This window comes from Frankia alni ACN14a (assembly GCF_000058485.1).
Lineage (GTDB): Bacteria > Actinomycetota > Actinomycetes > Frankiales > Frankiaceae > Frankia > Frankia alni.
This window is the reverse complement of sequence record NC_008278.1, coordinates 5,810,408-5,835,958: the sequence shown is the minus strand read 5'-3', so window position 1 is coordinate 5,835,958 and position 25,551 is coordinate 5,810,408. Positions and strand designations below refer to the sequence as shown.

General features: G+C 72.9%; 28 protein-coding genes. 15 read left to right on the top strand and 13 right to left on the bottom strand.

The window, feature by feature from the left end; all coding sequences use genetic code 11:
* Positions 1-53 precede the first annotated feature (53 nt).
* Positions 54-1,058, top strand: a complete 1,005-nt coding sequence (locus FRAAL_RS23475) for an LLM class flavin-dependent oxidoreductase (protein ID WP_231861239.1) — start codon at positions 54-56, stop codon at positions 1,056-1,058.
* A gap of 65 nt (positions 1,059-1,123) precedes the next feature.
* Positions 1,124-2,041 carry a DUF1684 domain-containing protein gene (locus tag FRAAL_RS23470; protein ID WP_011606466.1) on the top strand — a complete coding sequence of 306 codons (918 nt, stop codon included), beginning with the start codon at positions 1,124-1,126 and terminating at the stop codon, positions 2,039-2,041.
* Between the two features lie 79 nt (positions 2,042-2,120).
* On the opposite strand, the gene FRAAL_RS23465 is transcribed toward FRAAL_RS23470, so the two are convergent.
* Together FRAAL_RS23465 and FRAAL_RS23460 are read right to left on the bottom strand one after the other, a co-directional pair.
* Positions 2,121-3,497 carry an RNA polymerase sigma factor gene (locus FRAAL_RS23465; protein ID WP_011606465.1) on the bottom strand — a complete coding sequence of 459 codons (1,377 nt, stop codon included), beginning with the start codon at positions 3,495-3,497 and terminating at the stop codon, positions 2,121-2,123.
* Entirely contained in the window at positions 3,497-3,916 is a 420-nt protein-coding gene (locus FRAAL_RS23460) for a YciI family protein (RefSeq protein WP_041939688.1), read from the bottom strand. The genes FRAAL_RS23465 and FRAAL_RS23460 overlap by 1 nt, the downstream gene beginning before the upstream one ends.
* Positions 3,917-4,154: 238 nt before the next feature.
* On the opposite strand from FRAAL_RS23460, the gene FRAAL_RS23455 reads away from it, so the two are divergent.
* Together FRAAL_RS23455 and FRAAL_RS23450 are read left to right on the top strand one after the other, a co-directional pair.
* Complete coding sequence (locus FRAAL_RS23455; RefSeq protein ID WP_083867041.1) at positions 4,155-4,889, top strand: ABC transporter ATP-binding protein; 735 nt, start codon at positions 4,155-4,157, stop codon at positions 4,887-4,889.
* A complete protein-coding gene (locus FRAAL_RS23450; protein WP_050997231.1) occupies positions 4,886-7,453 on the top strand; it encodes an FtsX-like permease family protein in 2,568 nt (855 codons plus the stop codon). Before FRAAL_RS23455 ends, FRAAL_RS23450 begins: the two co-directional genes overlap by 4 nt.
* Before the next feature lie 62 nt (positions 7,454-7,515).
* On the opposite strand, the gene FRAAL_RS23445 is transcribed toward FRAAL_RS23450, so the two are convergent.
* Positions 7,516-8,478, bottom strand: coding sequence for an LLM class F420-dependent oxidoreductase (locus FRAAL_RS23445; RefSeq protein ID WP_011606461.1), 963 nt, complete (start codon positions 8,476-8,478; stop codon positions 7,516-7,518).
* A gap of 48 nt (positions 8,479-8,526) precedes the next feature.
* On the opposite strand from FRAAL_RS23445, the gene FRAAL_RS30665 reads away from it, so the two are divergent.
* Positions 8,527-9,339 carry a helix-turn-helix domain-containing protein gene (locus FRAAL_RS30665; protein WP_083866902.1) on the top strand — a complete coding sequence of 271 codons (813 nt, stop codon included), beginning with the start codon at positions 8,527-8,529 and terminating at the stop codon, positions 9,337-9,339.
* Between the two features lie 45 nt (positions 9,340-9,384).
* Here FRAAL_RS30665 and FRAAL_RS23435 read toward each other — a convergent pair whose 3' ends face one another.
* Positions 9,385-10,269 (bottom strand): SDR family NAD(P)-dependent oxidoreductase, encoded by an 885-nt coding sequence (locus tag FRAAL_RS23435; protein WP_041939687.1) that lies wholly within the window; start codon positions 10,267-10,269, stop codon positions 9,385-9,387.
* A 59-nt stretch (positions 10,270-10,328) separates the two neighbouring features.
* Here FRAAL_RS23435 and FRAAL_RS23430 point away from each other — a divergent pair, with 59 nt between their 5' ends.
* Positions 10,329-11,024, top strand: a complete 696-nt coding sequence (locus tag FRAAL_RS23430; RefSeq protein WP_041939686.1) for a TetR/AcrR family transcriptional regulator — start codon at positions 10,329-10,331, stop codon at positions 11,022-11,024.
* A gap of 65 nt (positions 11,025-11,089) precedes the next feature.
* Here the strand turns inward: FRAAL_RS23430 and FRAAL_RS23425 are convergent, their stop codons facing one another.
* Entirely contained in the window at positions 11,090-11,527 is a 438-nt protein-coding gene (locus FRAAL_RS23425; RefSeq protein WP_011606457.1) for an SsgA family sporulation/cell division regulator, read from the bottom strand.
* A gap of 451 nt (positions 11,528-11,978) precedes the next feature.
* Between FRAAL_RS23425 and FRAAL_RS23420 the strand changes: the two genes are divergently transcribed.
* From FRAAL_RS23420 to FRAAL_RS23410, 3 genes are all read left to right on the top strand, one after another.
* The gene (locus FRAAL_RS23420; RefSeq protein ID WP_041939685.1) at positions 11,979-12,548 is read left to right on the top strand and encodes a DUF6232 family protein; all 570 of its coding nucleotides are present in this window, start codon (positions 11,979-11,981) and stop codon (positions 12,546-12,548) included.
* 33 nt (positions 12,549-12,581) lie between these two features.
* Entirely contained in the window at positions 12,582-13,079 is a 498-nt protein-coding gene (locus FRAAL_RS23415) for an effector-associated domain EAD1-containing protein (RefSeq protein ID WP_011606455.1), read from the top strand.
* Positions 13,080-13,242: 163 nt separating this feature from the next.
* A complete protein-coding gene (locus FRAAL_RS23410; protein ID WP_083867040.1) occupies positions 13,243-14,235 on the top strand; it encodes an alpha/beta hydrolase in 993 nt (330 codons plus the stop codon).
* Between the two features lie 110 nt (positions 14,236-14,345).
* On the opposite strand, the gene FRAAL_RS23405 is transcribed toward FRAAL_RS23410, so the two are convergent.
* Positions 14,346-14,816 carry a hypothetical protein gene (locus tag FRAAL_RS23405; protein WP_011606453.1) on the bottom strand — a complete coding sequence of 157 codons (471 nt, stop codon included), beginning with the start codon at positions 14,814-14,816 and terminating at the stop codon, positions 14,346-14,348.
* Positions 14,816-15,058: a hypothetical protein gene (locus FRAAL_RS23400; protein ID WP_011606452.1), complete on the bottom strand. Its 243-nt coding sequence runs from the start codon at positions 15,056-15,058 to the stop codon at positions 14,816-14,818. The genes FRAAL_RS23405 and FRAAL_RS23400 overlap by 1 nt, the downstream gene beginning before the upstream one ends.
* A 486-nt stretch (positions 15,059-15,544) precedes the next feature.
* Here FRAAL_RS23400 and FRAAL_RS23395 point away from each other — a divergent pair, with 486 nt between their 5' ends.
* Positions 15,545-15,763 (top strand): hypothetical protein, encoded by a 219-nt coding sequence (locus tag FRAAL_RS23395; RefSeq protein ID WP_041939683.1) that lies wholly within the window; start codon positions 15,545-15,547, stop codon positions 15,761-15,763.
* A gap of 39 nt (positions 15,764-15,802) precedes the next feature.
* Here the strand turns inward: FRAAL_RS23395 and FRAAL_RS23390 are convergent, their stop codons facing one another.
* Positions 15,803-16,855, bottom strand: coding sequence for a nuclease-related domain-containing protein (locus FRAAL_RS23390; RefSeq protein ID WP_231861237.1), 1,053 nt, complete (start codon positions 16,853-16,855; stop codon positions 15,803-15,805).
* A gap of 553 nt (positions 16,856-17,408) precedes the next feature.
* On the opposite strand from FRAAL_RS23390, the gene FRAAL_RS35215 reads away from it, so the two are divergent.
* The 3 genes from FRAAL_RS35215 to FRAAL_RS23375 are packed head-to-tail and all read left to right on the top strand — an operon-like array spanning position 17,409 to position 19,274.
* Complete coding sequence (locus FRAAL_RS35215; protein WP_041939682.1) at positions 17,409-17,696, top strand: EthD family reductase; 288 nt, start codon at positions 17,409-17,411, stop codon at positions 17,694-17,696.
* Between the two features lie 2 nt (positions 17,697-17,698).
* Positions 17,699-19,012, top strand: coding sequence for a DUF2252 domain-containing protein (locus tag FRAAL_RS23380; protein ID WP_011606448.1), 1,314 nt, complete (start codon positions 17,699-17,701; stop codon positions 19,010-19,012).
* Positions 19,013-19,019: 7 nt separating this feature from the next.
* A complete protein-coding gene (locus FRAAL_RS23375) occupies positions 19,020-19,274 on the top strand; it encodes a hypothetical protein (RefSeq protein WP_011606447.1) in 255 nt (84 codons plus the stop codon).
* A gap of 125 nt (positions 19,275-19,399) precedes the next feature.
* Here FRAAL_RS23375 and FRAAL_RS30660 read toward each other — a convergent pair whose 3' ends face one another.
* Entirely contained in the window at positions 19,400-19,999 is a 600-nt protein-coding gene (locus tag FRAAL_RS30660; protein WP_157892199.1) for a class F sortase, read from the bottom strand.
* A gap of 115 nt (positions 20,000-20,114) precedes the next feature.
* Positions 20,115-21,065, bottom strand: coding sequence for a CLIPPER-2 domain-containing protein (locus FRAAL_RS23365; RefSeq protein WP_443985216.1), 951 nt, complete (start codon positions 21,063-21,065; stop codon positions 20,115-20,117).
* Between the two features lie 408 nt (positions 21,066-21,473).
* On the opposite strand from FRAAL_RS23365, the gene FRAAL_RS23360 reads away from it, so the two are divergent.
* Positions 21,474-21,680, top strand: coding sequence for a WD40 repeat domain-containing protein (locus FRAAL_RS23360; protein ID WP_011606444.1), 207 nt, complete (start codon positions 21,474-21,476; stop codon positions 21,678-21,680).
* A gap of 21 nt (positions 21,681-21,701) precedes the next feature.
* Here the strand turns inward: FRAAL_RS23360 and FRAAL_RS23355 are convergent, their stop codons facing one another.
* The 3 genes from FRAAL_RS23355 to FRAAL_RS23345 form a co-directional block, all read right to left on the bottom strand.
* Positions 21,702-22,433: a DJ-1/PfpI family protein gene (locus FRAAL_RS23355; protein ID WP_011606443.1), complete on the bottom strand. Its 732-nt coding sequence runs from the start codon at positions 22,431-22,433 to the stop codon at positions 21,702-21,704.
* A gap of 348 nt (positions 22,434-22,781) precedes the next feature.
* Positions 22,782-23,201, bottom strand: a complete 420-nt coding sequence (locus tag FRAAL_RS23350) for a PPOX class F420-dependent oxidoreductase (protein ID WP_011606441.1) — start codon at positions 23,199-23,201, stop codon at positions 22,782-22,784.
* A gap of 168 nt (positions 23,202-23,369) precedes the next feature.
* Complete coding sequence (locus FRAAL_RS23345; protein ID WP_011606440.1) at positions 23,370-24,212, bottom strand: sulfurtransferase; 843 nt, start codon at positions 24,210-24,212, stop codon at positions 23,370-23,372.
* A 175-nt stretch (positions 24,213-24,387) separates the two neighbouring features.
* On the opposite strand from FRAAL_RS23345, the gene FRAAL_RS23340 reads away from it, so the two are divergent.
* A complete protein-coding gene (locus FRAAL_RS23340) occupies positions 24,388-25,257 on the top strand; it encodes a P1 family peptidase (RefSeq protein ID WP_041939681.1) in 870 nt (289 codons plus the stop codon).
* Positions 25,258-25,551: the final 294 nt, after the last annotated feature.

The window sequence follows — 25,551 nt, the reverse complement described above, 5'->3', positions numbered from 1 at the left end:
ACAATCCTGCATCGGAGGTCCTGACGGTGACCGTGGACGTGACATCGAATCCGGTGACATCGCATCCCCAGCGCGGCCTGTCGCTGTTCCTGACGATTCCCGCGGACGGCGAGCCCGCCCGCACGTACAACCAGTCGCTCGAGGTCATCCGCCTCGCGGAGGAGCTCGGCTACGAGACGGCATGGGCCGCGGAGGCGCACTTCACCCTCATCGGTCTCCCGTCCGCGCTCACCTTCCTCGCGGCGGCGTCGCAGACCACGACGACGATCAGGCTGGGAACCGCGGTGGTCCCGCTGACCTTCGACAACCCGATCCGGTTGGCCGAGACGGCGGCGCTGGTCGACGCCCTGAGCGGCGAGCGGCTGGAGTTCGGCGTCGGCAAGGGCAACGGCGGGGGTTTCTCCACCGTCGCCTTCGAGGCCTTCAACCTGTCCGAGGACGACCGGGAGTCGCTGTACGCCCACGCGCTCGACGATCTGCGCCGGGCCCTCGCCGGCACGATCGCCGCCGGCGACAAGGAGGTGAAGCTGTACCCGCCGCCGGCCGGGCTGCTGCCGCGGCTGTGGCAGGCGACCGGCAACCCGCGGACGGCGGCCGAGATCGGGCGCGCCGGTGACCGGCTGCTCCTGCACCGGCTGGTCCCGTCCGGGGACGCCGGCCAGGTCCAGGCGGGTCTCATCAACGACTACCTCGACGCCCACGCCGGTGAGCGCAGCCCGCGGATCGGCATCTCCCGCGTCCTGCTCCCGGCGGCGTCCAAGCGCGACGCGATCGCCCTGCTCGACTCCGAGCTGCGCCGCAACCCTGGCCAGTACGTCACCCCGGGCGGCCCGCCGGCCACGGCCGAGGAGTTCCTGACCAGGTCGAACGTGAAGTACGGCAATCCGGACGACATCATCGAACAGCTCCTGCAGGACGCCGCGTTCACCCGCTCGACCGACTACCTGTTCAGCGTCCCGCTGCCGCAGTCCTCCCCCCAGTTCCGCGACGGGCTGCGGCTGATCGCGCAGGAGATCTTCCCGCGCCTCCCTGCGCACGACCGGGCACCGACGGCGTGACCGTCGCCCACGTCCACGCACCTGGACCACCGAGGATCTGGACCATCGAGGATGAGGAGCCGACCATGACCTCCGCGATCGAGACCGCGCCTGCCACCGAGACCGCGCCTGCCACCGAGACCGCGCCTGCCACCGAGACCGCGGCCGGCGTCGCGGCCGCGCGCGCCGAGTGGGACGCGTGGCGGGAGGAGTCCGAGCAGCAGCGGCGCCAGCCGTACGGCTTCCTCGCCTACAGCGCTCTGCACTTCCTCGACGGCGAACCCCGCCGCGTCGAGGGCTTCCCGGGACGGTGGGCCACGGGCGAGCAGGGACCGGTCGTCGACCTCGACGCGGGGGAGTCCCTCGTCGTCGACGGCAGGACCGTGACCGGGCGCCACGTCTTCGGCTCCGTCCGCGAGCGGGAGTTCCGGCGGGCGGCGTCGTTCGGCGACGTCGTCGTCGAGCTGTCCCGCCGCGGCGGGAACGACCTGCTGCGCTCGCTCGATCCCCGGCACCCGCTGCGCGAGGCCTACGTCCGGACGCCGGCGTTCGACCACGACCCTGCCTGGGTGATCCCGGCCGAGTTCGCGCCGTACCCCGCCCCGCGCCCGATCGAGGTCGCCGCGGCGGTCGACGGCATCGTGCACACCCACGAGGCCGTCGGCGAGGCCGTCTTCACGCTCGACGGTGCCGAGCTGCGGCTGATCCTCCTGCGCGCCGAGCATCTCGCGGACGCCGGCCTCATCTTGTTCACCGACGCGACGAGCGGCATCACGACCTACCGCGCCAGCCGCCGGCTGATCACCCCCCTGCCCGCCCCGGGCAGCACGCGGATCGTGCTCGATTTCAACCGCGCCGGAAACCTGCAGTGCGCCTACACCCCGTACGCCCCCTGCCCGCTCGCCCCGCAGCAGAACCGCCTCACGATCCCGATCGAGGCGGGCGAGCAGATCCCCACCTTCCGCCCCGAGCCCGTCGAGACCGAGGAACGCGCCGTGTCCTGATGATCGGGACTGACAGGTGCTCTGGCCGGAAACCAGGCAGCTGGCCCTCCCGCCGGTTCCGCGGAACCGCGGAGGACGGTCACGCCAGCGCGGCCGCCTTGCGGAGGAGGACCGCTCGTTCGCGGGCGTTGCGGCACAGTCGGGCGGCGAGTTCCAGCTCGGCTCGGGCCTCCGACGTGCGGCCGAGCCGGCCGAGCAGCTCGCCGCGCACGCTCGGGAGCAGGTGCGACCCGGCCAACCGGTCGGTGGCGACGAGGTGGTCGACGATGGCCAGCGCCTGCTGCGGTCCCTGCGCCATTGCGACGGCGACGGCCCGGTTGAGCTCGACGACGGGGGACGGAGCGACGCGGCCGAGCGCTTCGTAGAGGAGCACGATCCGTTCCCAGTCGGTCTCCGGGACCGATGGCGCCGATGCATGGCAGCCGGCGATCGCCGCCTGCAGGCCGTACGGTCCGAGGCCGGCAGCCCCGAGGGCCGCGGCCCGGTCGAGGGCGGCCATCCCGCGGCGGATCGCCGAGCGGTCCCATCGGCGCCGGTCCTGGTCCGCCAGCAGGACGGCCTCGCCGTCGGGCCCGGTGCGGGCGGGGAAGCGGGCGGCGGTGAGTTCGCAGAGGGCGAGCAGCCCGTGTGGCTCTGGTTCGTCAGGCATCAGGGCGGCCAGCGTCCGGGCCAGCCGGATCGCCTCGTAGGCGAGGTCGGGGCGCAGCAGGCTGTCACCGGCTGTCGCCGTCGAGCCCTCCGTGAAGATCACATACAGCACGCTCAGGACACCACCGAGCCGACCGCGCCGTTCCTCGGCCGGTGGCAGGGCGAACGGCACCCTGGCCGCGCCGAGGGTCTTCTTCGCCCGGGTGATCCGCGCCTGGACCGTCGCGACAGGTACGAGGAAAGCCCGGGCGATCTCCTCGCTGGTCAGACCGCCGACCGCGCGCAGCGTCAACGCCACGCGGGCCTCGGGGGAGAGCACCGGGTGGCAGGCGACGAACATCAGCGCGAGGACGTCGTCGTCGACCCGGTCGGGATCCCACGGCAGGTCGTCCGACGGGTCGGCCGGGGGCACCGCGCCGGAACCGGAACCCGAACCCGAACCGGGGCCCACGCCGCCCGAACTCGTCTCGCCCTCGGCGAGCGGACCGGCGAGCAGCGCGTATCGCTCGTCGAGGGCCGACCGGCGGCGGAAGCCGTCGATGGCGCGCCGCCGGGCCGCCGTGAGCAGCCAGCCCACCGGGTTCGCCGGCACACCGTCACGCGACCAGGCGACGAGCGCCTGGGCCACCGCCTCCTGCGCGACATCCTCGGCGAGGTCGACGTCGCCCGTATAGCGGGCGAGCGCGCCGACGATCCGGGCGGAGGACATCCGCCAGACGGCCTCGACGGCCCGCCGCGCCGACTCGTCACGTGCCGACTCGTCACGTGCCGACTCGTCACGCGGCGGACCATCGGCGGCCGCGGACATCAGAGCTGGCCGGTCCGCTCGCGCCACGCCCGCTCCCTGATGACCCACTCGTTGTCCTGCGGGAACTCGTCGATGGTCGGCACCCGGCGGACCTCGCACTTCGCGCCGGCGCTCGCCGGCAGCCGTCGAGCCCACTGCACCGCCTCCTCCTTCGAGGCGACGTCGATCAGGTAGAAGCCGCCGAACAGCTCCTTCGTCTCGCCATACGGGCCGTCGGTGACGACCGGAGCCTCGCCGCCGAAGTCGACCACCACGCCCTGGGTCGGATCGTCGAGGCCCTCGGCGGCGACGAGCACGCCGGCCCGGATCAGCTCCTCGTTGAAACGGCCCATGGTCTCGAGCATCTCCTCGAAGGGCGTCGCCATCATCGTCGCCAGGGACTCGTCCGTGGCCCGCATGATCAGCATGTACTTCGCCATCGTTGACCTCCTCGATCACGGGTCGCCTCCCGACCCTCTCACCACCAGGTCGAACGGCACAGCCGCCGATCGACACGGCACCCAGACGAAAATTCGACGCCTGCTCTGCGGCCGGCATCGAGTCGAGGGCCGGCATCGAGTCGAGGGCCGGCATCGAGTCGAGGGCCGGCATCGAGTCGGCCCGTGAGATTGTCGTGAGCGTACGCATGGGGTCGCTGTGGGTAGGAAGATGTGGGTCATGCACGGTGACGTGGATGTGGTGGGGCTGGAGCAGGTCGTCAAGTCGTATGGCGGCGGTCTGGCCGGGGTGACGGCGCTGCGGGGCGTCAGCGTCGGATTCAGGCGCGGTGCCTTCACGGCGGTCATGGGGCCCTCCGGCTCCGGAAAGAGCACGCTGTTGCACTGCGCCGCCGGGCTGGACCGTCCCACCTCGGGGTCGGTGTGGCTGGCGGGACGGGATCTCGCGCGGATGCCGGAGCCGGAGCTGACCGAACTGCGTCGCCGGGAGATGGGGTTCGTCTTCCAGGCGTTCAACCTCGTCGAATCGCTGACGGCCCTGGAGAACATCACGCTGCCCTTCCGGCTGTCCGGAACCCGTGCCGACCGCGCGTGGGTGCGGGAGGTGGTGGCGCGCACCGGCCTGCAGGAGCGGGTCCGGCACCGCCCGGCGGCGCTGTCCGGCGGGCAGCAGCAGCGGGTGGCCATCGCCCGGGCGCTGGTCACCCGTCCCGAGATCGTGTTCGCCGACGAGCCCACCGGGGCGCTGGACATCGAGTCCGGGCGGGGAGTGCTGCGCCTGCTGCGGGAGGCGGTCGACGACTACGGCCAGAGCGTGGTGATGGTCACCCACGACGCCGGCGCGGCCGAGTACGCCGACGAGGTCGTGTTCCTCGCCGACGGCCGCGTCGTGGACACCGTGCCCCATCCGTCGGCCGCGGCGGTGGCCCGACGCCTGCTCGGGCTCGGGGGGTGACGGTGCTCTGGCTGGCGCTGCGGACGCTGCGGACGCGCAGGTCCGCCTTCCTCGGCTCGTTCGTCGCCCTGGTGTGTACCTGCGCGCTGATCACCGCGTGCGGGCTGCTGTTCCAGTCCGCGCTCACCTCTCATCCGCCGGCCGAGCGCTACCGGGACGTCCCTCTGGTGGTCGCGGGCAGGCAGTCACTGGCCTTCACCTACGGCTCGGGGGACGGGAAGAACACCGAGCACGTGGCACTGCCAGAGCGGGTACGCCCCGCACCGGGCCTCGCCGACCGGCTGCGTGCCGTCCCCGGCGTGGCCGAGGTGGTACCGGACGTCTCGCTGCCCGTCGGACTGGCCACAGCCGGAACCGAGATCACCACCCCCGACACCGTGCAGCTCCACGGCTGGGACAGCGCCCGGCTCACCCCCTACCGGTTGACGAAGGGACGCGCACCGGCCGGCCCCGGGGAAGTGGTGGTCGACGCCGACCTTGCCCGCCGCGCGCGTCTCGCTCCCGGAAGCCGGGTGACCGTGGCCGCCACCGACCGGGTAGCAGGCGGTTACAGCGTCGTCGGTGTCGCCGCTCCCCACAGCGCCGATCCGGGGCCCGCCGTCTTCGTCGCCGACGCCGAGGCGAACCGCCTCACCGCCGGCCTGGTGGACGTCCTCGGCGTCTATCCCGCCCCCGATTCCGACTCCGCAACCGTGGCCAAGGCGGTCCGCCGGAGCCTGCACGGCCTGCCGCTGTCGGTGCGCACCGGCGACGGCCGCGGCGCCGCCGAGTTCCTCGACGTGGACGGCGCCCTGGAGAACGTCGTCGCGCTCAGCGCGACCTTCGGCGGCATCTCGATGGCGGTCGCGCTGTTCGTGCTCGCCGGCACCTTGGCGCTGTCGGTGCAGCAGCGCCGGCGCGAGCTGGCCCTGCTGCGCGCGGTCGGCGCCACCGGACGCCAGATCCGCCGGCTGATCTGCGGGGAGACCCTGGTACTCGGCCTGCTCGCCTGTCTGCCCGGCCTGGTGGGCGGTGCCGCGCTGGCCTGGGTCCTGCGCGCCGTCCTGGTCGACCACGGGGTGGCACCCGCGGCGATGCGCCTCGACGTGGGATGGATCCCGCTGCTCGTCGGCGCGGGCGCCACCGTGCTCACCGCACAGCTCGCCGTTCTGGTCACCGGACTGCGAGCGGGCCGCCTGCGCCCGGCGCAGGCCCTGTACGAGGCCACCGTTCCGCCTGCCCGCCTCGGATTCGCCCGGCTCCTGCTCGGGCTGCTGTGCGCGGCCGGCGGGATCGCCGTGGTCGCCACGACCCGTTTCCTCACCGGCGGCGTGCTCACGGCCATCGCCGCCGGCGCCGTCCTGCTCCACCTGTTCGCCGCCGGCCTGCTCGGACCGCTGGTGGCCCGCCTGGCCCTCGCCCTGCTCGGCCCCTTCATCCGCGGCCTGTCCCGCACCACCGGCTTCCTCGCCGTGGCCAACAGCAGGGCCCACACCCGTCGGGTCACCGCGGTGTTCACCCCCCTCGTCCTGTGCACCGCCCTCGGCGGAACACTGCTGTTCCTCCAGACCAGCCGCTCCCACGCCAGCGAGGTGCAGGGCCGCGACCGCGTCCTGGCCGACCAGGCGTTGACCACCCGCCAGGGACTGCCGGCCGGCTTCGTCGACACCGTCCGCGCCACCCCCGGCGTCACCGCGGCGGCCGGCCTCACCCCCACCACCGTCGTCACCGGCGGCTCGGACAGCTACGCCGCCCAGGCCATCACCTTCGCCGGCCCCCCCGGCCCCCCCGGCACCCCCGGTGGCACCTCGGGCCTGCTCGACCTCGACGTCACCGCCGGCTCGCTGGCCGACCTGCGCGGCGACACCGTCGCCCTGAGTGCCGACCGGGCCCACGGCAAGCACGTGGGGCGCACGGTCCGACTGTGGCTCGGCGACGGCACCCGACGCGACCTGCGCCTGGTCGCCGTCTACCGGCGCAGCATCGGGTTCGGCGACTACCTGCTGCCGTCTCCGGTCGTGGCCACCCACACCACCAGCCCCCTGATCCAGACCATCCTGGTCGACACCGCACCCGGGGCCCACATCGACTGGCGGGCGCTGGTCGCCGCCCAGCCCGGGCTGCACGTCCACGACCGCGCAGCCCTCGGGAGCGCGGCCCTCGACGGCGCCGAACAGCAGCAGGAGGACCTCGGCGCCTGGTCCAACTACCTCCTGGTCGCCCTGCTCACCGCCTTCGCCGCGATCGCCGTCGTCAACACCCTGACCATGGCCACTCTGGAACGCGGCCGGGAGTTCGCCACCCTGCGACTGACCGGCGCCACCCGCCGCCAGGTGATGCGCATGGTGCGCTGGGAGGCCGTCCTCATCACCGCCATCGCCCTCGTCGTCGGCGCCGCCATCACCGCCGCCACCCTGGTGCCCTTCAGCCGGGGCATCAGCGGGACCGGCACCCCGTACGTACCACCGCAGTGGGTCGCCGCCCTGTTGGGCTCCGGCCTGCTCCTGGCCATGGCCGGCAGCCTGCTCCCCGCCCGCGCCGTCCTGCGCACCCCACCCGTCCAGTCCGCGGGAACGGGACGGTGACGGCCGCCTGTCGCGACAGGTGGCGCACCGGTGGCGGCGACGATGGGTGAGCGGCTTCGGCGTCAGGTCCCGCGGCGTGGCGAGGCCGGCTGGTTCGGGTGGACGAGCGGGTCGGCGCCGAGCAGGCGCAGGGTCCGGGCGCGTTCCTCGGCCGTGCCGACCAGGCTGACCAGGACATCGGTGGCGCCGAGCGCGTGGTAGGCGGCGAGCTGGTCGACGACCGCGTCTTCGTCGCCCACGACGGCGATGGCGCCCGGCTGGGTGAAGCCGTCACGGTCGAGGGCCGTGCGGTAGGACGGCAGGGCGGCGTAGTCGGCGTACTCGGCGTCGAGCTCGGTGCGGATCCGGTCCGGTGCGGACGTCACCGCCACCGGCAGCCCGACGACGACGCGCGGCGCCGGCCGGCCGGCATCCCGGGCGGCCGCGCCGATCAGCGGGACCACGTGGTCACCGATGGTGCGGGGTCCGGCCAGGAAGGTGATCGTGCCGTCGGTGCGTTCCCCGGCCAGCCGCAGCATCGTGGGGCCGAGGGCGCCGAGCAGCACCGGGACGCGGACCCCCGCGCCGGGCACGGCGCTGCCGGCGGGGTCGGATCCGATCCCCGTGGCGCCGGGAACGCGGCGTCCGTCGAGGATCGGCAGCAGGGTGTCGAGGTGGGTGCGCAGCGCGGCGACCGGCCGGTGGAACGGCTGGCCGTAGATCTCCAACAGGCCGGGATGGCTGACGCCGAGCCCCAGGGTGAACCGGCCGTGCGCCGCGGCCTGCGCCGTCAACGCCTGCCCGGCCAGCACCCGGGGATGGCGCGGCTGGACGACGACGACGGAGGTGCCCAGCTCGATGCCCGGCACCTCGCGGGCCACCGCGGTCAGGACGCCGATGGAGTCGTAGCCGTAGCCCTGCGGCAGCCAGGCGGTGGACACCCCGGCGGCGGCCACCGTCCGGGCGATCGCCGCAAGGTCGTCGATGAGGTTGCCGGAACCGGGAGTGCCGAGGCCGGCAGCGAGGTTGACGCCGATACGAATCACGTCCACCAGCCTGGTCGAAGGTTGGGTACGCAGACCAGGAGCCTGCCGATGGTGCCAGTGGAAGTGACACCCTGGACGGCCACCCCGGCCACCCCGGCCACCCCGGCGGCTCGGCGACGTGAGCTCGGGGCCTGCCTGCGGGCGTACCGCAGGTTGGTCGAACCGGCCAGCGTCGGACTCCCCGCCGGGGGGCGTCGCCGCATCCAGGGGCTGCGCCGCGAGGAACTCGCGTCCCTGGCCGGCGTCAGCCTGACCTGGTACACCGGGCTGGAGCAGGGCCGGGTGACGGCCTCGGCGCAGGTCCTCGACGCCGTCGGCCGGGTGCTGCGCCTCGACGAGGTGGGCCGGCGGCACCTTCGCCGGCTGGTGGCGCCCGAGCCGCCGGCGATCGCCCCGCCCGGCGAGCATCTGCGTGGGCTCGCCGGGCTGCTGGACAGCTGGCCGGCGAGCCCGGCGGCGCTGCTCGACCACCATCTCGACATCGTCGCCACCAACGCGGCCTGGGCTCGGGCCTGGGGCGACCCCGCCGGGCACGAACCGGCACGCCGGCACGTGCTCTGGCTGCTCGCCGCCGCGTCGGCGCCCGCCGAGCTGCTGCTGCCGGTGGCACGGCAGTTTCGCATGGCCGCCGACCTGCACGCCGGTGACCCGCGGATCGCCGAGATCGGCGCGCTGCTGCGCGCGGACCATCCGGCCCTGGACCTGGTGTGGGACTGCCGGGGAATCGGCGCGTTCGGCCATCCGACGTTCGACCTGGTCGGGGAACCGGCGGCGGCCCATCTGCTGCATCCCACCGGCCGGCCCGAGATCGCCGTCCTCGTCGCCGCGCGCCCGCGCCCACGCCCGCACCGGACCGGCTGACCCGACCCCCGCGCCTTCCTCGCCAGCTACCTCAACGCACCTTGCTCAACCCGCGGAGTCCGGCGGGAACTCGACCGGGTAGGGCTCGGCGAAGTCGGCCGAACGGCTCACGTCGCGCCAGGCGAGGTCCGCCGCCAGAAGTCGGCGATCCAGTGCGATCGACCCCTCGGCGGCGTTCACGCCCAGCGGCAGGTGCTCGGGGATGTCACGGCGTCGGGCCAGGGCGACGAGGATCTCCGCCGCCCGCGCCGGATCGCCCGCGGCGCCGGAGTCGCTCTGGCGCACCCGCGCGTTCAGCGCGCCCACGGTGCTCGCGTACTCGGCGGGAATGTCGTGCACGGTCATGGACGCCCCGGCCCAGTCGGTGCGGAATCCGCTCGGCTCCACCACGACCACCCGGACGCCGAACGGTGCGGTCTCGGCCCGCAGGACCCGGCTGAAGCCGTCGATGGCGAACTTCGCCGCCTGGTAGGACGCGATCCCGGGCGACCCCCCGACCCGGCCGCCCACGGACGAGAACTGCATCACGAGCCCGCCGCCCTGCGCGCGCAGCAGGGGGATCGCCGCCTTCGAGACGTGGTAGACGCCCCAGAAGTTCGTCTCGAACTGGGCCCGGAAGTCCGCGTCGTCGCCGGTCTCGATCGGCGCCACGTTGGCGTAGCCGGCGTTGTTCACGATGACGTCCAGCCGGCCCAGCCGCGACGCGGCCTGCGCGAGGGCGGCGCGCGCCGCCGCCGGGTCGGTGACGTCGAGCTGGAGCGGCACGACGGCGTCGCCGTACTTCGCGACGAGATCGGCGAGCTGTTCGGGCCGCCGGGCGGTCGCGGCGACCCGGTCGCCGGCGGCGAGGGCGGCGACCGCGAGGGCGCGGCCGAACCCGCGCGAGGAACCAGTGATGAACCAGGTCTGCTGCCTGGAGGTCTGCTGCATGGGGTTAATAAAACACCGTTCCGCTAAGTTGCGCAACCGCGTTGCGCTATGATCGGCCGGTGTCGACGGACGACTTCCAGCGCGCTCGTTCGCCCGAGGCCAAGCGCGTCCGCGAAGCCGCGATCCTCGACGCGGCCCGCAGGCTCGGCGAGCAGCACGGGGTCCGGCAGGTCACGCTGACGGACATCGCCGCCGCGGTCGGGATGCACAAGTCCGCCATGCTGCGGTACTTCGAGACGCGTGAGGAGATCTTCCTGCGCCTCACCGCCGAGGGCTGGCGGGAATGGGCGCCGGCAGTCTGCGCGTCGCTGCGCGCCCTCACACGCCCCGTCGCCGACGCCAGTGCCCCCGCCGATGCGGACGCTGTCGCGGCGGTGTTCGCCTCGACGCTGGCCGCGCGGGCGCTGTTCTGCGACCTGCTCGCGCAGGCTCCGATGAACCTCGAACGGAACGTGTCCGTGGCCAGGGTGCGGGAGTTCAAGCTCACGACCCGTGGCGCGCTGGCGGAGATCGTCGCCGCGGTGCGCGCGGCCCTGCCCGGCCTCCCGGAGGGGTCCGTCGTCGACCTGGTGGCAGCGGCGACGGCGTTGGCCGGCACGTTCTGGCAGATCGCCACGCCGTCGCCCGAGATCGCGGCGCTCTATCGCGCCGACCCCCGGCTCGCGCACGCCATCGTGGACGTCGAACCGCGCCTGGCCAGGATCCTCGCCGCGATGCTGCGCGGCCTGCAGCCCTCCGGCGCCGGCGGCCAGTAGCGCGGTCGCAGCCGGCAGCGGTGGTCGTGGTCGGCTACCCGGCCGCCTGCCGATCGGACCGTCGCCTACGAATCGTCGTCGTGAAACCTGTTCAGTTCGGCGTTCCAGTCGACCTGATCGCTCTCCGCGCCGGAGGGAACCGCCGCCAGCGTGTCGTTGATGAACGCGGCGACCTGCTCGTGGCGGAGCTGGACCTCGGTGTGCCGGGACGCCGACTTCAGCGACAGGACGAGCAGCCTGGTCCCGTCGTGGAACGCCGGGCGCACCTCCACGGCGCCGACACCGGTCGGCCGCCGGGCGCCGTCGATGAGGAGCTGACGGGCGAACGTCCACGTGACCGTCTGCACGGTGCTCGTCCGTAGCCGCAGGCTGACGGCGAACGGATCGGCCCGGTCGAAGCGCAGCGCCGCGGGCAGCGGCGCGCGGGTGCCGTCCGGCTGGACGAGGAAGGCCGACATCTGCGACTCGAAGGGGTTCGCGACCGGCGGGCGGCGCTGTGACATAGCATCCTCCGCTTCCCCGGCTCACGGCCCACGACCGGCAATCGGCGCGGCCGGCGGTCCGCCGACCCGACCCGACATCCCGTCCATCGTCACACGTCGGCGCGACCTCCGTGCGCGCGCGTCCCGGACAGGCCGGCGCCCCGTCGTGGCGACCATGGCCCGCACGCGGATCCCGGTCACGGGTCGTGGGGATGCGCCGACGGGCACCGTCGAACGGGAGGGAGTGAGAAGGCCGAGGTGGGCCGGGGGACGGGTCGGCGGGCGGCCATGTCCGACCGGCCTCCATGCGGGAAGGGCGGACGGTCGGCCGACGACTCCGGCTGTGTGCCGGAATCTCCGCGACTTCCGTTCCATGCGCCGACTATCCTGGAACAGGGATCACCGCGAGTCCGTCAGCGGGCGGAACTGCCTGGACCGTGAGCTCCCGGGTGAGTGGGAGATCGGGGATGGAATGAGTCAGGGTACCGGCATCACGGTGCAGGGCGGCCTCCTGTACATCGGTCGTGACGTCTACAATCTCAGTACCATCACCAGGGTCTCCAGAATCGAGCGGAGGATAGGATTTCAGGGCGGACTCGGAGCGGCCCTGCTGGCGAAATGGCGGTGGTACCTGCCGTTGGCCGTCGGCGCCTTCGTGAATCTGCCGTTCCTGGGCGCGGGAGAGTTGACTTTCCCGGCCAGCATCATCCTCGTGCTGGCTTCGGTCCTCCTGGTCGTGGGCGTTCCGGCCGCTCTGGCCGGCGTCGTCCAGGCATTCATGGCAGGCGGGCGGGGGTACATACTTCACTCGATCGTCCTCGAGTCGGCGGGAGTCCCGGTGGAGGTGGTCGTCGGGCGCGATCCGGCCGCCATCAGCCATCTCGCCGACCTGATCGCGAAGGCGGTCGAGAACCCTCGAGCGAGCCAGGTGAACACCTACTACAACAACATCACCACCAGCATCGGCAGGATCGAGCACCTGGACAACCGCGGCGGGCGGCTCGGTTCGACGATCAGTCATCAGCACCGCGACCATCAGTAGAAGCCGCGGGCCGACGAAGGGCGGGATCCGACGATGGTGTCCGACCGGCACGATTCGCAGCCGAACTCTCTCGCCGTCAGTTTCGGGGATGTCGGTACCCTCGACAACCGGGGCGGGTTCCTCGGCGCGCAGGTGAACCTGGGGCCCGCCGGCGCCGAGCGCCCCCGGGCTGGGAGTCCGGCCGCAACACCGCATGCCGCGTCGGATGACGCTCGGGGCGCAGGTTCGGACGCCGAGGACGCGGGCGGCGATGCGGGGCTGTCCGAGGCCGAGATCTCCGAGCTGGCCACGATTTACAGTTCGCGGTCGTCGGCCGGCCGGCTGCTGGTGCGCGCAGGTCTTCCGCCGCAGCGGGTGCCGGAATGGGCGGGCGACGCGGCCGAGTTCTGGCGCGGTCTGAGTGATCTGCTGACCTTCGGTGTCCTGGTCGACGGCCGGCGGCGACTCCTGCGCGCGGCGCTCGACGACTTTCCCGCGAATCGCGTTCTGGCATCGGCTCCGGGAATCCGGCCCACTGGGCCAGAAGCGTAGGGCCTGAAACGGCCGCCGGCTCGGCAGGGCGCTACGCCGAATTTCGTGTGCTCGAACGGACATCGGTCCGAACCATACCTTTCTTTGCTGTTTATGTCCTATTTGTACTAGCGTCGCGGTCATGAAATCGTGGAGATGGAGACGGCGGATCGTGCTGCCCGCGATGGTTGCGGCGAGTGCGCTGATCGGCCTGCTCATAGTGTGCTCCCCGGCGCAGGCGGCGTCGTGTACGGCGCTCGGGGCCACCGGCGACGACGGATCGTCCGTCACCTGTGTCACCTACCCGACCTCGGGCGACACACGGCTGGTCGACCTCACCGTCCATTCCGCCGCCATGAACGCCAACGAGATCGTGCGGCTCCTGCTGCCGACCGGCTATGACCCGCAGACCGACCGAACCTGGCCGACGCTGTACCTGCTGCACGGCTCGGGCAGCGGGACGTCCGGCCACGTCGACTGGACCACCAACACCGACGTCGAAAGCCAGACCGCCGGACACGGCGTGATAGTCGTCATGCCCGACGGCGGGAACGTCGGCTACTACAGCGACTGGATCTCGGATCCGCAGAAGTGGGAGACCTTCCACCTGGTCGAGCTGCGGCAGTTGCTCGAACGCAATTACCACGCCAATTCCGACCGGGCGATCGCCGGCCTGTCGATGGGTGGATTCGGCGCGGTGTCGTACGCGGCCCGGCATCCCGACGACTTCAAGGCGGCGGCGTCCTACAGCGGCGCCCTGCACCCCTACGCCGACTACCCGACCATCAGGACGCAGGTGTGGTCGGCCGGCAAGGACGTCAGGACGCTGTGGGGCGACCCGACGACCACGTCCGGGGCGGCGGTCTGGCAGCAGCACGACCCGTACTACCTGGCCGACAAGCTGACCGGCATCCCGATCTACGTCTCGTCCGGCGACGGCACCAAGGGTCCGAACGATCCCGACCCCGGCTCCACCAACACGGAGGCGATCGTCAACGCCGAGAGCCAGGCGTTCACCCAGAAGCTCAACGACGCCTACGTCGCCGCGCACCCTGGGGCCAGCGGCGATCCGCTGCTCACCACCCACTTCTACAGCCCCGGCGTCCACGTCTGGAGCTACTGGACGCAGGAACTGCACGCCTCCCTGCCCCTGCTGTTCTCCGCGATCGGCGCGTAGCGGCGCCGTTCGTCCGTGGCCGCGCGGCGGCCCGACCAGGAGCTGGGCTTCTGTTGCTCCGCCGCCGGTCAGCGGGCCCGGGTGGGCTTCGGCGCAGGCCCGCCGTCAGCTCAGCCGGGCCGGTGGCGGAGCCGGGCGCGCGCCGCGAACCCGGCAACGAACGCGGCCAACGCCACGATTCCCACCGCAGCGGTTCGCCCGAGCGCATGTGGGTGCCCGGACAGGGCGGCGGGGAGGGTCGGCTCCACGCGGCGGCTGCCCACGGTCAGACCCCCGAGGCGGGAGTCGACGTCGGCCCCGATGGTGACCAGCGGGCCGGCCGGTCCGTGGACCTCGACCGTCATGCCCTCGGCGGCGAGGACGTCGGCGAGTTCCCGCAGGCCGGCGCGCCCCGTGGGAACGGATGCCGGCAGCGCGCCGGGCGGGAGGGCGGCGAGCAGGTCCCCCGCGACCGACCACAGCCGGCCGGGCTGATGGGTGGTGATCCGGATCCGGTCGCCGGACGCCTGGAGGCGCCCGCCGACCGGCCCGGAGCCGTCCTCGACGCTGAAGGCGACGTCACCGGAGAATCGGGCTGTCACTAGCGCGCGGCGCCGTTGGCGAAGGCGCCGGGCGAGTCGTTGTCCGAGGTGACGATCCGCAGCGTGCCGTGCAGGCGCCAGGTCGCGCGGGCGGCGTCGGGCCCGGTGTCCCGCGGAACCTCGACAAGCATGTCGACAAACTGGTAATTGATCGCGGCGCCCTTGCCGGTCAGGAAGGACCACAGGTCCTTGCCCAGATCCGTCCAGTCGATGACCGCGCGGTCCTTACTGGTCTGCGTCATGTTTACGCTCCCCGTAGATGTCGACCAGGCGCGGAATTCGCGAAGCTCGCGCCCATCTCGAAAGTACGACGGCCGACACCGAACCGCACCCTGAGGCGATGGGTCGAGCCCGCTCTTCCCGGTCCGCCGTGGCGGAAACCTGTATTCGGCCGGAGAACGGCGCGGGTAAGAAACGACATCACGGTCGACCGGCCGAAATGCGTCTCATAGCCGTGCGTGGGGGAATCGGTGGCGGGATCACGTCGGATCGGGCGGAGAGCCGGCCACCGCCGTCCAGCCATGCTCCAGCAGCGCGAAGATCCGCATTCGTGGGTGCTCCCATCGAACCGACAGGAGAGCGATCACGGAAACCTCTGTCCAGGCCGCGCCGATCGCCGTCGTCGGCGCCGGCCCCGGCGGCCTGACCTGCGCCCGGGTCCTGCAGTGCCACGGCATCGACGTCACCGTCCACGACCTCGACGCCGCGGCCGATCGCCGTTCTCCGGGATGGGGGCCAACCTCGCGATGCTCGACGGCGCCGATCTTGCCCGAGCCATCGTCGCCTCTCCCGAAAGCCCCGACGTCGACGACCTGGACGCTGCCGTTCGTGTCCACGAGAACGTGATGCTGCCGAGGTCCGCGCAGGCCGCCGCCGACGCGATCGCCTCGGCCATCGCGTCCGACGCACCGGCGGGGCTGCTCGCCCACCTGGAATTCCAGCGGTAGCGACGCCGACCGCAGAGTGGATGGCGAGAGCGGTTCCGGTCAGGCGGTCAGCCAGGCACGGCGGTTTCGCGCCGCGGCGTAAATCTGCTCGACGTGGCCCGGCCGCCACACCGCCGGGAGAGCACCGTAGGTGGCGAGCTGGTCGTGCCGGATCGCTCGGACGTCGCGCAGTGAGGACTCCACGGTCAGCTTTGCCGGTTCGACGAACGCCAGAACCGCGCTGACCGGCACTGTGAAGCCGCAGGCGTGCGTCAGCACCTTCGCCGCCCGCTCGGCCTCCGCGCGGGCCTTTCGCACGTACGGATACGGCTGGCGACCCATCTTCACGGCCTGGTCACCGACCCAGATCCGGGCGCCTACATGATATTTCGTGTTGACGGTGAAGACCCCGCCGGGACCGATCAGCAGATGGTCGATGTCGACGCCGCGGGGGAGCGGCACGGAATGCAGCACCCGCCAGCCCCAGGGGATCAGCCGCTCCAGCTCCGCCGCCGCCATCTCCTCCCCGACCAGCCCCTTACGCCACGACTCCAGCTCCGAGGGGCGGCGGAGCAGGCGGTTCAGCAGGGCACGCCAGAAACCCGGCGTCAGCTCCTCGATCTTCACCCGGATCGCCGCGCCGGGCGGATTGTCGGCAAGGTCGTCCGCAGGATGCAGCAATTCTGCAGCACGCGGCGATGCGGTCATTGCCCCGGGGGCCGCCGTTGCGGTGGTGGACGGACTGACGGGGGGAACAACGGGCGTCGGCACAGTCCACGATGAGGACGTCGCCGGTATGGCCGGTGTCCATCCGGCCGACGGTGCGGGCGGGGCCGACACGAGGGGTGGGGCGGGCGGGGGTGCAGTCGCCGGTGCCGGTGCCGGTGCCGGTGGCAGGGGGCCGGTCGGGGCCGCTGGCCCTTCGCCGAGGTAGGGCGCGAGGACGTCGAGCACCGCATCCCGATAGGCGTCGAGCAGGACGTTGAGCTGATGGTTCTTCAGGTCGAACCAGGCGGCGCTCTGCCCGTCGGGAAGGTTCACGTACAGCCGGTGGTGTCCAAACCGACGCCACGGCGTGACCTGTAGCTCGTGCATGCCCGGTAGCTCGCTCATGGCTCTGCCCATTCCTGCCGACGAAGATGACGGATCAAGGCCGATCGACCGGCTTTGCCGCGCGGCGGATCGGCCGTCCGCGGAATTGGACGGCTTCTACGCGGTGCGGCCGGATCACACTATCCTGACGGAACTGGCTAATGCACCGGTTCTGCGACGCCTACCGTGCCCGGCCCCCGGTAAATCGTTTCGTGCTGGGCCGCTGACCAGTGCAAATATCGATGTGAGGTCGCCCCGGAAACCCTGGGGGCCGGTTACTCTTTGTGGTGGCGAATGGGGTTCTTCGTCACGCGACGTACAAGGCGCGGTGTGGCGGGCTGTGGTCCGCCGGGAATCGTGTCGCGGTTCCGCGGAACACCAAGATCGCTGGGATCGGGGCGATCTCGTCGGCCGGCGCGGGCCCACGTGCGGTGGACCTGGACCTGGACCTCGGCGTGGGCGTGGTGCGGAGCCGGGAGAGGGGCAGGGGCGCGCGCGGAAGGGGCGTTCTGGGAGAAGCTGGGACCAGCGCGGCCCGATCGGCGGAGACCGCGACTGTCAGGAGGCGGTCATCTTGATCCGGTTCAGCGTGCTGTACCCGAGGACCGAGGGTGCGACGTTCGACCACGACTACTACCGCGACAAGCACATCCCGCTGGCCAGCGCCGCGTGGGGCATCTCGGAGATCGAGATCGACCGTGGGTTGGACGGCCCGTACGTCGCCGCCTCGCACTTCCGGTTCGCGTCGATCGAGGAGATGCAGGCGGCGATGTCCCGCGGCGACCGGGCGGCGATCGTCGCTGACGTCGCGAACTTCACCACGATCACCCCGGTGATGCAGACCAGCGAGGTGACGGGCTGAGCATGGCGACGCCCGAACCCGAGCGCGCCCAGGTCATCGCCGCCGTCTTCGCCGTCGCCTTCGGCGAGCTGATGGCGGCGGAGCCCGGGGCGTTCCGGCGGAAGTTCCGCAAGATGGCGGCGACGCCGTTCGCCTTCTACCGGGGCTCGGCGGCGTTGTTCTACGCCGACGTCCACGCCCTCGACGACCCCTTCCTCGACGAGCGGACCAGCCGGATCTGGATCCACGGGGACCTGCACGCGGAGAACTTCGGCACGTACATGAGCAGCAACGGCGTGCTTGTGTTCAACGTCAACGACTTCGACGAGGCCTATGTCGGGCCGTTCACGTGGGACCTGCGGCGCCTCGTCGCGAGCCTGGCCCTGCTCGGGCGCGCCAAGGCGCTCAGCGACGCGGTGATCACCCGGCTCGTTGAGGCGTGCGTGGGCGCCTACGCCGACCGGATCCGCGAGCTTGCCGAGGGCGGCGGTGCGTCGTCGTCCGACCTGCTGACGCTCGCGACGACCTCGGGGGTGGTTCACGCGTTCCTCCAGCAGGCGCGGCGCTCCACCAGGGTGGGGCTGCTCGACGAGCTCACCGTGGTCGAGGGCCACGACCGTCGGTTCGCCCGGGGCGACGGCATCAGCCCGGTGGACGAGGCCACCCGGGCGGGCGTCCTCGCCGCGTTCGAGCGCTACGTGCCCACGGTCCCGCCGGACCGGCGCACCCGCCCGGTGTCGCTGACGGTCAAGGACGTCGTGCTGCGCCGCGGGGTGGGCATCGGCAGCGCCGGCCTGCCGTCGTACAGCCTGCTTGTCGAGGGGCAGACGGAGGCGCTGGACAACGACGTCGTCCTGTACATGAAGCAGGGACAGGTCCCGGCGCTGAGCCGGTTCGTCCCCGACCGGCGGATCGCCGACTACTTCCGGCACCAGGGGCACCGCACGGCGCTGTCGCAGCGTGCGTTGCAGGCGGACAGCGACACCTGGCTCGGCCACACGGAGCTCGACGGCGTCGGCCAGCTCGTCGCCGAGGTGTCGCCGTACGCGCAGGACCTGGACTGGTCGGAGGTGAACGAACCCGAGCAGATGCTCGCCCTGGTCGCCGACCTCGGCCGTTCCACCGCCCGGATGCACGCCGTCGCGGACGACGACAGCGAGCACGACCTGGTGAACTTCTCCACCGAGGACGCGATCCACGGTGCGATCACGCGCGACGAGAAGGCGTTCGTCGCCTCGCTGGTCGACTTCGCCCACGACTACGGCGCCCAGGTCCACCGCGACCACCAGCTCTTCGTCGACATGTTCCGCAACGGCCAGCTCATCGACGTGGACTGAGCGGAACATGGCGGACGACCCGCAGTCCCTCCCGGACGAGCTGCTCGAGGCGCTCGGCCAGGCGGACGCCTGGGCCGGCTGGGAGGAGCAGCCGGCGGACGTGCGGGCACTGTATGTCAGGTGGGTGTCCCGGCCGTGGCGTGCCGGCGAGCGACGTCTGCGGGCCGAGACGACCGCCTACTACGCCGCCCACGGGGCGCTGGACAAGGGGGTGCAACGCCCGCGGCTGTGGGAGGCGATCGCGTCGATCCTGCCCTTCTGAGCGACCGATCCTCGCCCGGCTGGGCGACGCGCGGCATCCTTCCCGTGCTGTTCCGCCCCGTGCCGGTTCCTCCTTGGCGGCCACATCCGGCCGCGAGCAGCCTCTCCTCTGACGGGGGCCGTCGCTCACGCGGGGCTGGCGCGCACGTACACATTGTCGGAATAGGAGTGGGCCCGGACGTCGAACGGTCCACCGCAGGTGATCATGACTAGCTGGCGTGGGCCCCGCGATCCGGCGAATGCCGCCGGATCGACGCCGCCGGCCTTGGCGCGGGCGGAGACCCGACTGACCCGCCACGCGGTCTGCTGCCCGCCTGCGTCGCTGGTGTAGACGAGATCTCCGGCGTGCAGGTGGGCCAGCCGTCCAAACGCGAACGGCGGCATCCCCCGCCAGTTCACGTGCCCGACGAGCGTCACCTCCCCGGAGCTGGCGTCCAGCGCGGCCGAACCGGACCACAGCCCGACCTCGGACGGCGCCCGCGGCGGAGTCAGGATGCCCCCGTCCTCGGTCGCCCGGCCGATCCTGGCGGTGACGCCGAGCGCCGGTATCCGGAGGCTGGATGCCGGCAGATCGGACTGGTGCCGCGGGATCTGGACCGTGCCCGCCCCACCGGGCCCGGGCGACGGCTCGGGCAGGTGCGCCCCGCCGACCTCGGGCAGCGGGGCGGCCACGGGAGCCGGTCTGGCCGGCCATCCCAGGACGACCAGCGCAATCCCGGCCACCATGATCCCGGCGAGGGTCAGGGCGCCGAGGACGGGCAGTGAGACGGCCGGGCGTCTTCTGGTCAGGGGTGACCCGCGGCGGTCGGCCGCCTGGCGGCGCGTTGCACCGGCGGTCGCCTCAACGCCGGCGTCTGGTCCGTCGGGCGCCGAGTGCCCCGAGCGCGGCAAGTGCGCAGCCGGCGGTGACCGTGCCGAGTACGACCAGCTCAAGACCGCTGCGCCCGGGTTCATCGGGCTGTCCCCCCGCCACGGCCACCGGCGGATGAGCATCCTGCTGGCCCCCCGGCGCCGGCGACGCACCACCGTGGCGCTGCGGGGAACCGGGCCCGGGCCGGCCCGGGCCGGTGCCGGGCCCGTCACCAGGGCCAGTGCCGGTGCCGGGGCCGCCGCCCGGGCCGGTGCCGGTGCCGGTGCCGCCGCCCGGGCCGGTGCCGGAGCCGTTGCCAGAGCCGGAACCGCCGGTCACCGCGCCGCCGCCCACGACGGCGCCGCCCACCGCGGGGCCATCGAGACCGGGGCCATCGAGACCGGGGCCATCGAAGTCGGGGCCATCGAAGTCGGGGTGATCGAAGTCGGGGTGATGGGGAAGGCCGCCGGGGAACCCGGGTAGCCACGGCGGGGGCGGGAAGACGACGATCGGTTTGACGGTCGGGATCGGCACGCTGGCGAAGGCGGGCGGCGCGATCACCCGCCCACCCTGAGCGGCTGCGGACGCGTTCGCCACGTTTTTGACGACGCCCGCCGCGACATCCGCGGGGGTGATCGTGTGCTCGGGAACGGTGCAGGTCACAGCCTGCTTCGGGAGAAGCGACCTGGCGGGGCAGCGGACCGGGCCCGCCGTGGGATCGCTCACGGTCACCGCGGACACCACCGTGTTCCCGGTGTTCGAGACCGTGATCTTCCAGTGCACCCGGTCACCTGGACCGATCCTGCCGTCGGAGTCCGCGTCCACCACGGTTCCGCGCTTGGTGGCAGCCAGCGCCGGTGTTCCCAGGACGATGAGGCTGACGGTGGTCTGCGCCGAGCCGCTGTCCGCCCTGGCCGGCAGTCCCGGCAGGACGGCCATCATCACCAGCAGCACGGTCGTCGTCAGGACCGCTGACAGCGGCCGGTCAGGGCGACCCTTCGGTGCCGCCGGGGCGGCCGGGTGGCGACGAAGCGGCCGACGGCCGATCATGACGTCGTGGCCGCTGTCGCGCCCGCCGAGTCCAACGACGGTCCCGTCATCACAAGCTCCCCACCCAGCGTCACGGATTGTTACTCAGAGTAATTTGACGCGGACGTGGCCCGTGGTCAAATCGGCGGTGCCAGGGGCGCGGTCGAGGGCGGTCCGGCCCCGCGGCGGGGGAGCGGCTGGCCGGCGCGACCGTGTCCTCGCCACCGGCAGCTCCGATGACGCGGTGCACCTGTGGCGGGTCTCCGCCGACCGGACCTCCCTGAGCCCGTTCGGCCAGCCGATGGCCGGCGACGGCCCGGTGTGCTTCACATCCGACGGCTCGCTCGCCGCGGTCGCGACTTCGACGCCCTTAACCTGTGGAACCTCACCGGGCCGGACGCCCCGCGCCCGCAGGGGACCGCGGTGCGGGGCCACAGCTCGCTCATCGAGTCGGTGGCCTGCTCCCCGGACGGCCGCACCCTGGCCAGCGGCGGCCAGGACAGCGTCCGGATCTGGACCCTCGCCTGAGCTACCGGGTCGGCCCGCGGGTCAACCGGCGGCGACGACGCTCCGTCCGTGGCCCCAGCCCCGGCTGTCGAGGTCGGTCAGGACGCGGATCATGTCGTCGTTGGTCTGCCGGGTGGTGGCCCGCACCAGCTCGGTCAGGGCGGGGCCGGCCTTCTCGGGAGAACCGCAGTCGAAGGGCGGCTGCGGGTCGTATTCCATGGCGAGCTGGGCGATTTTCGCGACGTCGTCGCCGAACATCTGCGCGAGCAGCGTGAGGCCGAAGTCAAGGCCGGCGGTGACGCCGCCGCCGGTGATCCGGTTACGGTCGATCACGACACGGTCGTTGACGTTCTCGGCGCCGACCAGGGCCAGCACGTCGCGGCCGGCCCAGTGGGTGGCAGCCCGGTAGCCCCGCAGCAGTCCGGCGGCGCCGAGGAGCAACGAGCCTCCGCAGACGGCGGTGACGTAGCGGGCCCGCGAGCCTCGGTCGGCGAGGAAGGCGAGGACGTCCTCGTCCGCCGCAGCGGCCTGGTCCCGCCCGCCGGGGACGAACAGGACCTCGACGTCCGGCGGGCAGTCGGCCAGGGTCGTCGTCGGGATCACCGCGACGCCGGTGTCGGACATGACCGGGTCGAGCGTCCGCCAGACCAGATGCACCTCCATGACGGGGGCGAGAGCGGTCTGCGGGCCGATCAGATCGAGCAGGGTGAGCCCGGGGTACAGCAGCATCGCAGCCCGTGGCGGGGTGGGCGTGTCGGCCGTGCGATCGGTCATCGACAACTCCTCTGGTTCAGCGGTCAACCGCGTAATACGGGGCTGGCCCGTCTCCCGACCCCGGAATGGGGGGTCGGTGCCGACGCTATCGATGGGGTGCGGCGCCGACCGCCGGCCGGCGTGACAATGTTCGACGGGAAATTGCCAGCCTGATCGATGGCCGGGCGGCGCGTCCACGGCGAGGATTCAGTGCGCCGCCGCCCAGGGGCCGTCGCCGTCGTCCGATACGTCTCGCTGTACTCGCGCAGATAATCGCGCCACTGCTCGGGGGTCGTCAGCGCGGGTGCGGCCAGGGGCGCGTCGCCGTCGGCGAGATTCGACAACCGCCGGCATACCGGCGGCCGAGGTTCAGCGCGCCGCCGCCCAGGGACCGACGCCACCGACACGGTTGATCGAATAGCGCAGGACGAACCCGTCGCCCCTGGGGCCCGGAAAGTCGGCGTCCGGGTTCACGTAGACCTTCGTCAGGCTGTTCAGCAGATCCAGGGCGCCCCCGGCGGTGACGGTGGCCGTCGCATGCAGGACGGCGTACTCGGCCAGGAAGGCTCCCGGCACCCGCGGCGCGTCGAAGGAGAGCACAACGCGGGGATCGCGCTCCACATTGCGCACCTTCACGTGCCGGCCCAGATGACCGCTGACGACGTCGTCACCGTCCAGCCCGATCCAGATGACGCTCACCTGGGGACTGCCGTCCGGATTGATCGTCGTCAGGTGCGCGAGCGGACCACTGGAGATCAGGTCACGGAGTTCAGGTGTCAGCAGTGTCATCGCCCGATGCTCCCATCCACGACGATCAGCCTAACAATCATCGGGACGTTTCCCGTGCATTGACGGGTGCGGCGCGCCCGCATTCGAGAATGTGCTGGTCATGCGGGCACGATCCGACGGCGCGCACTCCTGCGTCCTGCGGCACGCGCCCTGCGGCACCATTTTCGCTCAGCCGGCCTCGGGGCCGGTGGCGACGGGACGGTCGGGCAGGTTCGACCACTGGGACCAGGAGCCCGGGTACAGCGCCGCGGGGTGACCGGCGATGGCCAGCGCCGCGACCTCGTGGGCGGCGGTCACGCCCGAGCCGCAGTACACCCCGACGGGCTGCTCGCCGGTGACACCGAGCGCCGCGAACCGGCGGGCGAGCTCGGCGGGGGAGCGGAACGTCCCGTCGGCGCCCAGGTTGTCCCCGGTCGGGGCGCTGTGCGCGCCGGGGATGTGCCCGGCGACCGGGTCGACCGGCTCGACCTCGCCGCGGTAGCGCTCGCCGGCCCGGGCGTCGAGCACGATCCCGTCGCGGGCCAGCGCCGCGACCCCGTCGGCGTCGAGCGTCGGCAGCGCGCCGGGGACGAGGGTGATGTCCCCGGGCGGCGGCTGGACCGGCTCCGTCTGCAGCGTCCCGCCCGCGGCCGTCCAGGCGGCGAGCCCGCCGTCGAGGATCAGCACCGGCTCGACCGAGGCCCAGCGCAGCAGCCACCAGGCCCGCGCCGCCGACATCGCGCCCGAGTCGTCGTAGACCACGACGGTGTCCCCGGTGGACAGCCCCCAGCCGCGGGCGGCCCGCTGCAGCGCGGCGACGTCCGGCAGCGGATGGCGGCCCTGTGCCGGCACGGGCGGCGCGGCGAGCTCGGTCTCGAGGTCCACGAAGACCGCTCCGGGGATGTGCCCGGCCAGGTAGCCGTCCCGCCCGGGCGGACCGCCGAGCTGCCAGCGGACGTCGAGCACCCGCGGGGGCCGCGCGGAGTCGAGGAGCCGGACCAGGTCCGTCGCGGAGATCAGCACATTGCTCATGCCCCGGACGCTACCGTCCGGGAGGCCGGCACCGCGCCGCCCGCCGGACGGTCGGCGGTGCATGCGCCGGGTGGCGGGTGGCGGTTGGCGAGGCGGCCGGCGACGGGGTCGCGCCCGTCCGCCGGACCGGATGCTGATTTGTCGCCCGAGACGGATCCGTGCGAGGCTCGGCGCGATGGCGATCGGGGTCGAGGGGGTGCGGGTCGGGCACTGGACCGACCCGGTGGGCGTCACCGGGTGCACGGTGGTGGAGCTGCCGGTGGGCACGGTCGCCTCGGCGGAGGTGCGCGGCGGGGCACCGGCCTCGCGCGAGCTCGACGCGCTGGCGCCGCAGATGGCGCTTGCCAGCATCGACGCCGTGCTGCTCACCGGCGGGTCGGCGTTCGGTCTGGCCGCCGCCGACGGGGTGATGCGCTACTACGCCGAGCGTGGCCGCGGCGTGCCCACGAGCGGGGGACCGGTGCCGGTCGTCCCGGCACTGGCTCTGTTCGACCTCGCCGTCGGAGCGCCCACCGCCCGGCCGACCGCCGACGCCGGCTATCTGGCCGCGCGGGCGACCGGCGGCGAGCAGGTGCTGCGAGGCCGGGTCGGCGCCGGCACGGGGGCGTACGCGAGCCAGTGGCGCGGGCCCGAGCACCGCCGCCCCGGGGGGCTCGGCCACGCGCAACGGTGCCGCGGCGAGGTCAGCGTCGCCGCGTTGTGCGTGGTCAACGCATTCGGGGATGTCGACCACGGCGGCGATCCCGTGCCCCTCGACGCCGCCGAATCGCAGTGGCGACCGTTCGATCTTGCGGCCGGGCGGACCCACACCACGATCGGAGTGGTGGTCACCAACGCCCGCCTGGACAAGACGAGCTGCCTGCTGGTCGCGCAGGGCGCCCACGACGGGCTGGCGCGGGCCATCACTCCGCCGCACACCCGCCTCGACGGCGACGCGTTCGTCGCCGCGGCGACCGGGCGGGTCGAGGCCGACGTCGACCTCGTCCGTCTGCTCGCACTGGCGGCCGTCACCGCCGCCATCCGCTCCGTCGACCGCTCACCCTGACCTGGGTGCCTGCCGGTCGCCGGGTCGCGGCCGTGATGTGGCCGTGTCGCGGACCGAGGGATCCTGCCGGGCGGCGTGGTCCGGCGGCCGTTCCAAAGGATCGTCGGCCCGAAGGGGTCCTGCTGTCGGGGGCTCAGTCACCAGCCTGGGGCCGGGGGAGACAGACGGTTCCCGCCCGGCGGTCCCATGCCGGGCTCGGCCGAGGAACCGGCCTTCCGGACGCTGGTCCGGGGCGGGGCGCCGTCGATGTGGCAGAGGGCCGCCTTCCCGGCGGCCACGGCGTGGCTCGGCCCG

Excerpts from the sequence above, each read along its gene's own strand:
- FRAAL_RS23415 (WP_011606455.1), top strand. The coding sequence starts at position 12,582 with ATGGTGTCCGACCGGCACGATTCGCAGCCGAACTCTCTCGCCGTCAGT.
- FRAAL_RS23345 (WP_011606440.1), bottom strand. The coding sequence starts at position 24,212 with ATGAGCAATGTGCTGATCTCCGCGACGGACCTGGTCCGGCTCCTCGAC.
- FRAAL_RS23390 (WP_231861237.1), bottom strand. The coding sequence starts at position 16,855 with ATGAGCGAGCTACCGGGCATGCACGAGCTACAGGTCACGCCGTGGCGT.
- FRAAL_RS23395 (WP_041939683.1), top strand. The coding sequence starts at position 15,545 with ATGGGGGCCAACCTCGCGATGCTCGACGGCGCCGATCTTGCCCGAGCC.
- FRAAL_RS23400 (WP_011606452.1), bottom strand. The coding sequence starts at position 15,058 with ATGACGCAGACCAGTAAGGACCGCGCGGTCATCGACTGGACGGATCTG.
- FRAAL_RS23465 (WP_011606465.1), bottom strand. The coding sequence starts at position 3,497 with ATGTCCGCGGCCGCCGATGGTCCGCCGCGTGACGAGTCGGCACGTGAC.
- FRAAL_RS23435 (WP_041939687.1), bottom strand. The coding sequence starts at position 10,269 with ATGCAGCAGACCTCCAGGCAGCAGACCTGGTTCATCACTGGTTCCTCG.
- FRAAL_RS30665 (WP_083866902.1), top strand. The coding sequence starts at position 8,527 with ATGGTGCCAGTGGAAGTGACACCCTGGACGGCCACCCCGGCCACCCCG.
- FRAAL_RS23380 (WP_011606448.1), top strand. The coding sequence starts at position 17,699 with ATGGCGACGCCCGAACCCGAGCGCGCCCAGGTCATCGCCGCCGTCTTC.
- FRAAL_RS23375 (WP_011606447.1), top strand. The coding sequence starts at position 19,020 with ATGGCGGACGACCCGCAGTCCCTCCCGGACGAGCTGCTCGAGGCGCTC.
- FRAAL_RS23455 (WP_083867041.1), top strand. The coding sequence starts at position 4,155 with ATGCACGGTGACGTGGATGTGGTGGGGCTGGAGCAGGTCGTCAAGTCG.
- FRAAL_RS23340 (WP_041939681.1), top strand. The coding sequence starts at position 24,388 with ATGGCGATCGGGGTCGAGGGGGTGCGGGTCGGGCACTGGACCGACCCG.
- FRAAL_RS23425 (WP_011606457.1), bottom strand. The coding sequence starts at position 11,527 with ATGTCACAGCGCCGCCCGCCGGTCGCGAACCCCTTCGAGTCGCAGATG.
- FRAAL_RS23410 (WP_083867040.1), top strand. The coding sequence starts at position 13,243 with ATGGTTGCGGCGAGTGCGCTGATCGGCCTGCTCATAGTGTGCTCCCCG.
- FRAAL_RS23460 (WP_041939688.1), bottom strand. The coding sequence starts at position 3,916 with ATGGCGAAGTACATGCTGATCATGCGGGCCACGGACGAGTCCCTGGCG.
- FRAAL_RS23470 (WP_011606466.1), top strand. The coding sequence starts at position 1,124 with ATGACCTCCGCGATCGAGACCGCGCCTGCCACCGAGACCGCGCCTGCC.
- FRAAL_RS23365 (WP_443985216.1), bottom strand. The coding sequence starts at position 21,065 with ATGATGGCCGTCCTGCCGGGACTGCCGGCCAGGGCGGACAGCGGCTCG.
- FRAAL_RS30660 (WP_157892199.1), bottom strand. The coding sequence starts at position 19,999 with ATGGTGGCCGGGATTGCGCTGGTCGTCCTGGGATGGCCGGCCAGACCG.
- FRAAL_RS23350 (WP_011606441.1), bottom strand. The coding sequence starts at position 23,201 with ATGACACTGCTGACACCTGAACTCCGTGACCTGATCTCCAGTGGTCCG.
- FRAAL_RS23420 (WP_041939685.1), top strand. The coding sequence starts at position 11,979 with ATGAGTCAGGGTACCGGCATCACGGTGCAGGGCGGCCTCCTGTACATC.
- FRAAL_RS23355 (WP_011606443.1), bottom strand. The coding sequence starts at position 22,433 with ATGACCGATCGCACGGCCGACACGCCCACCCCGCCACGGGCTGCGATG.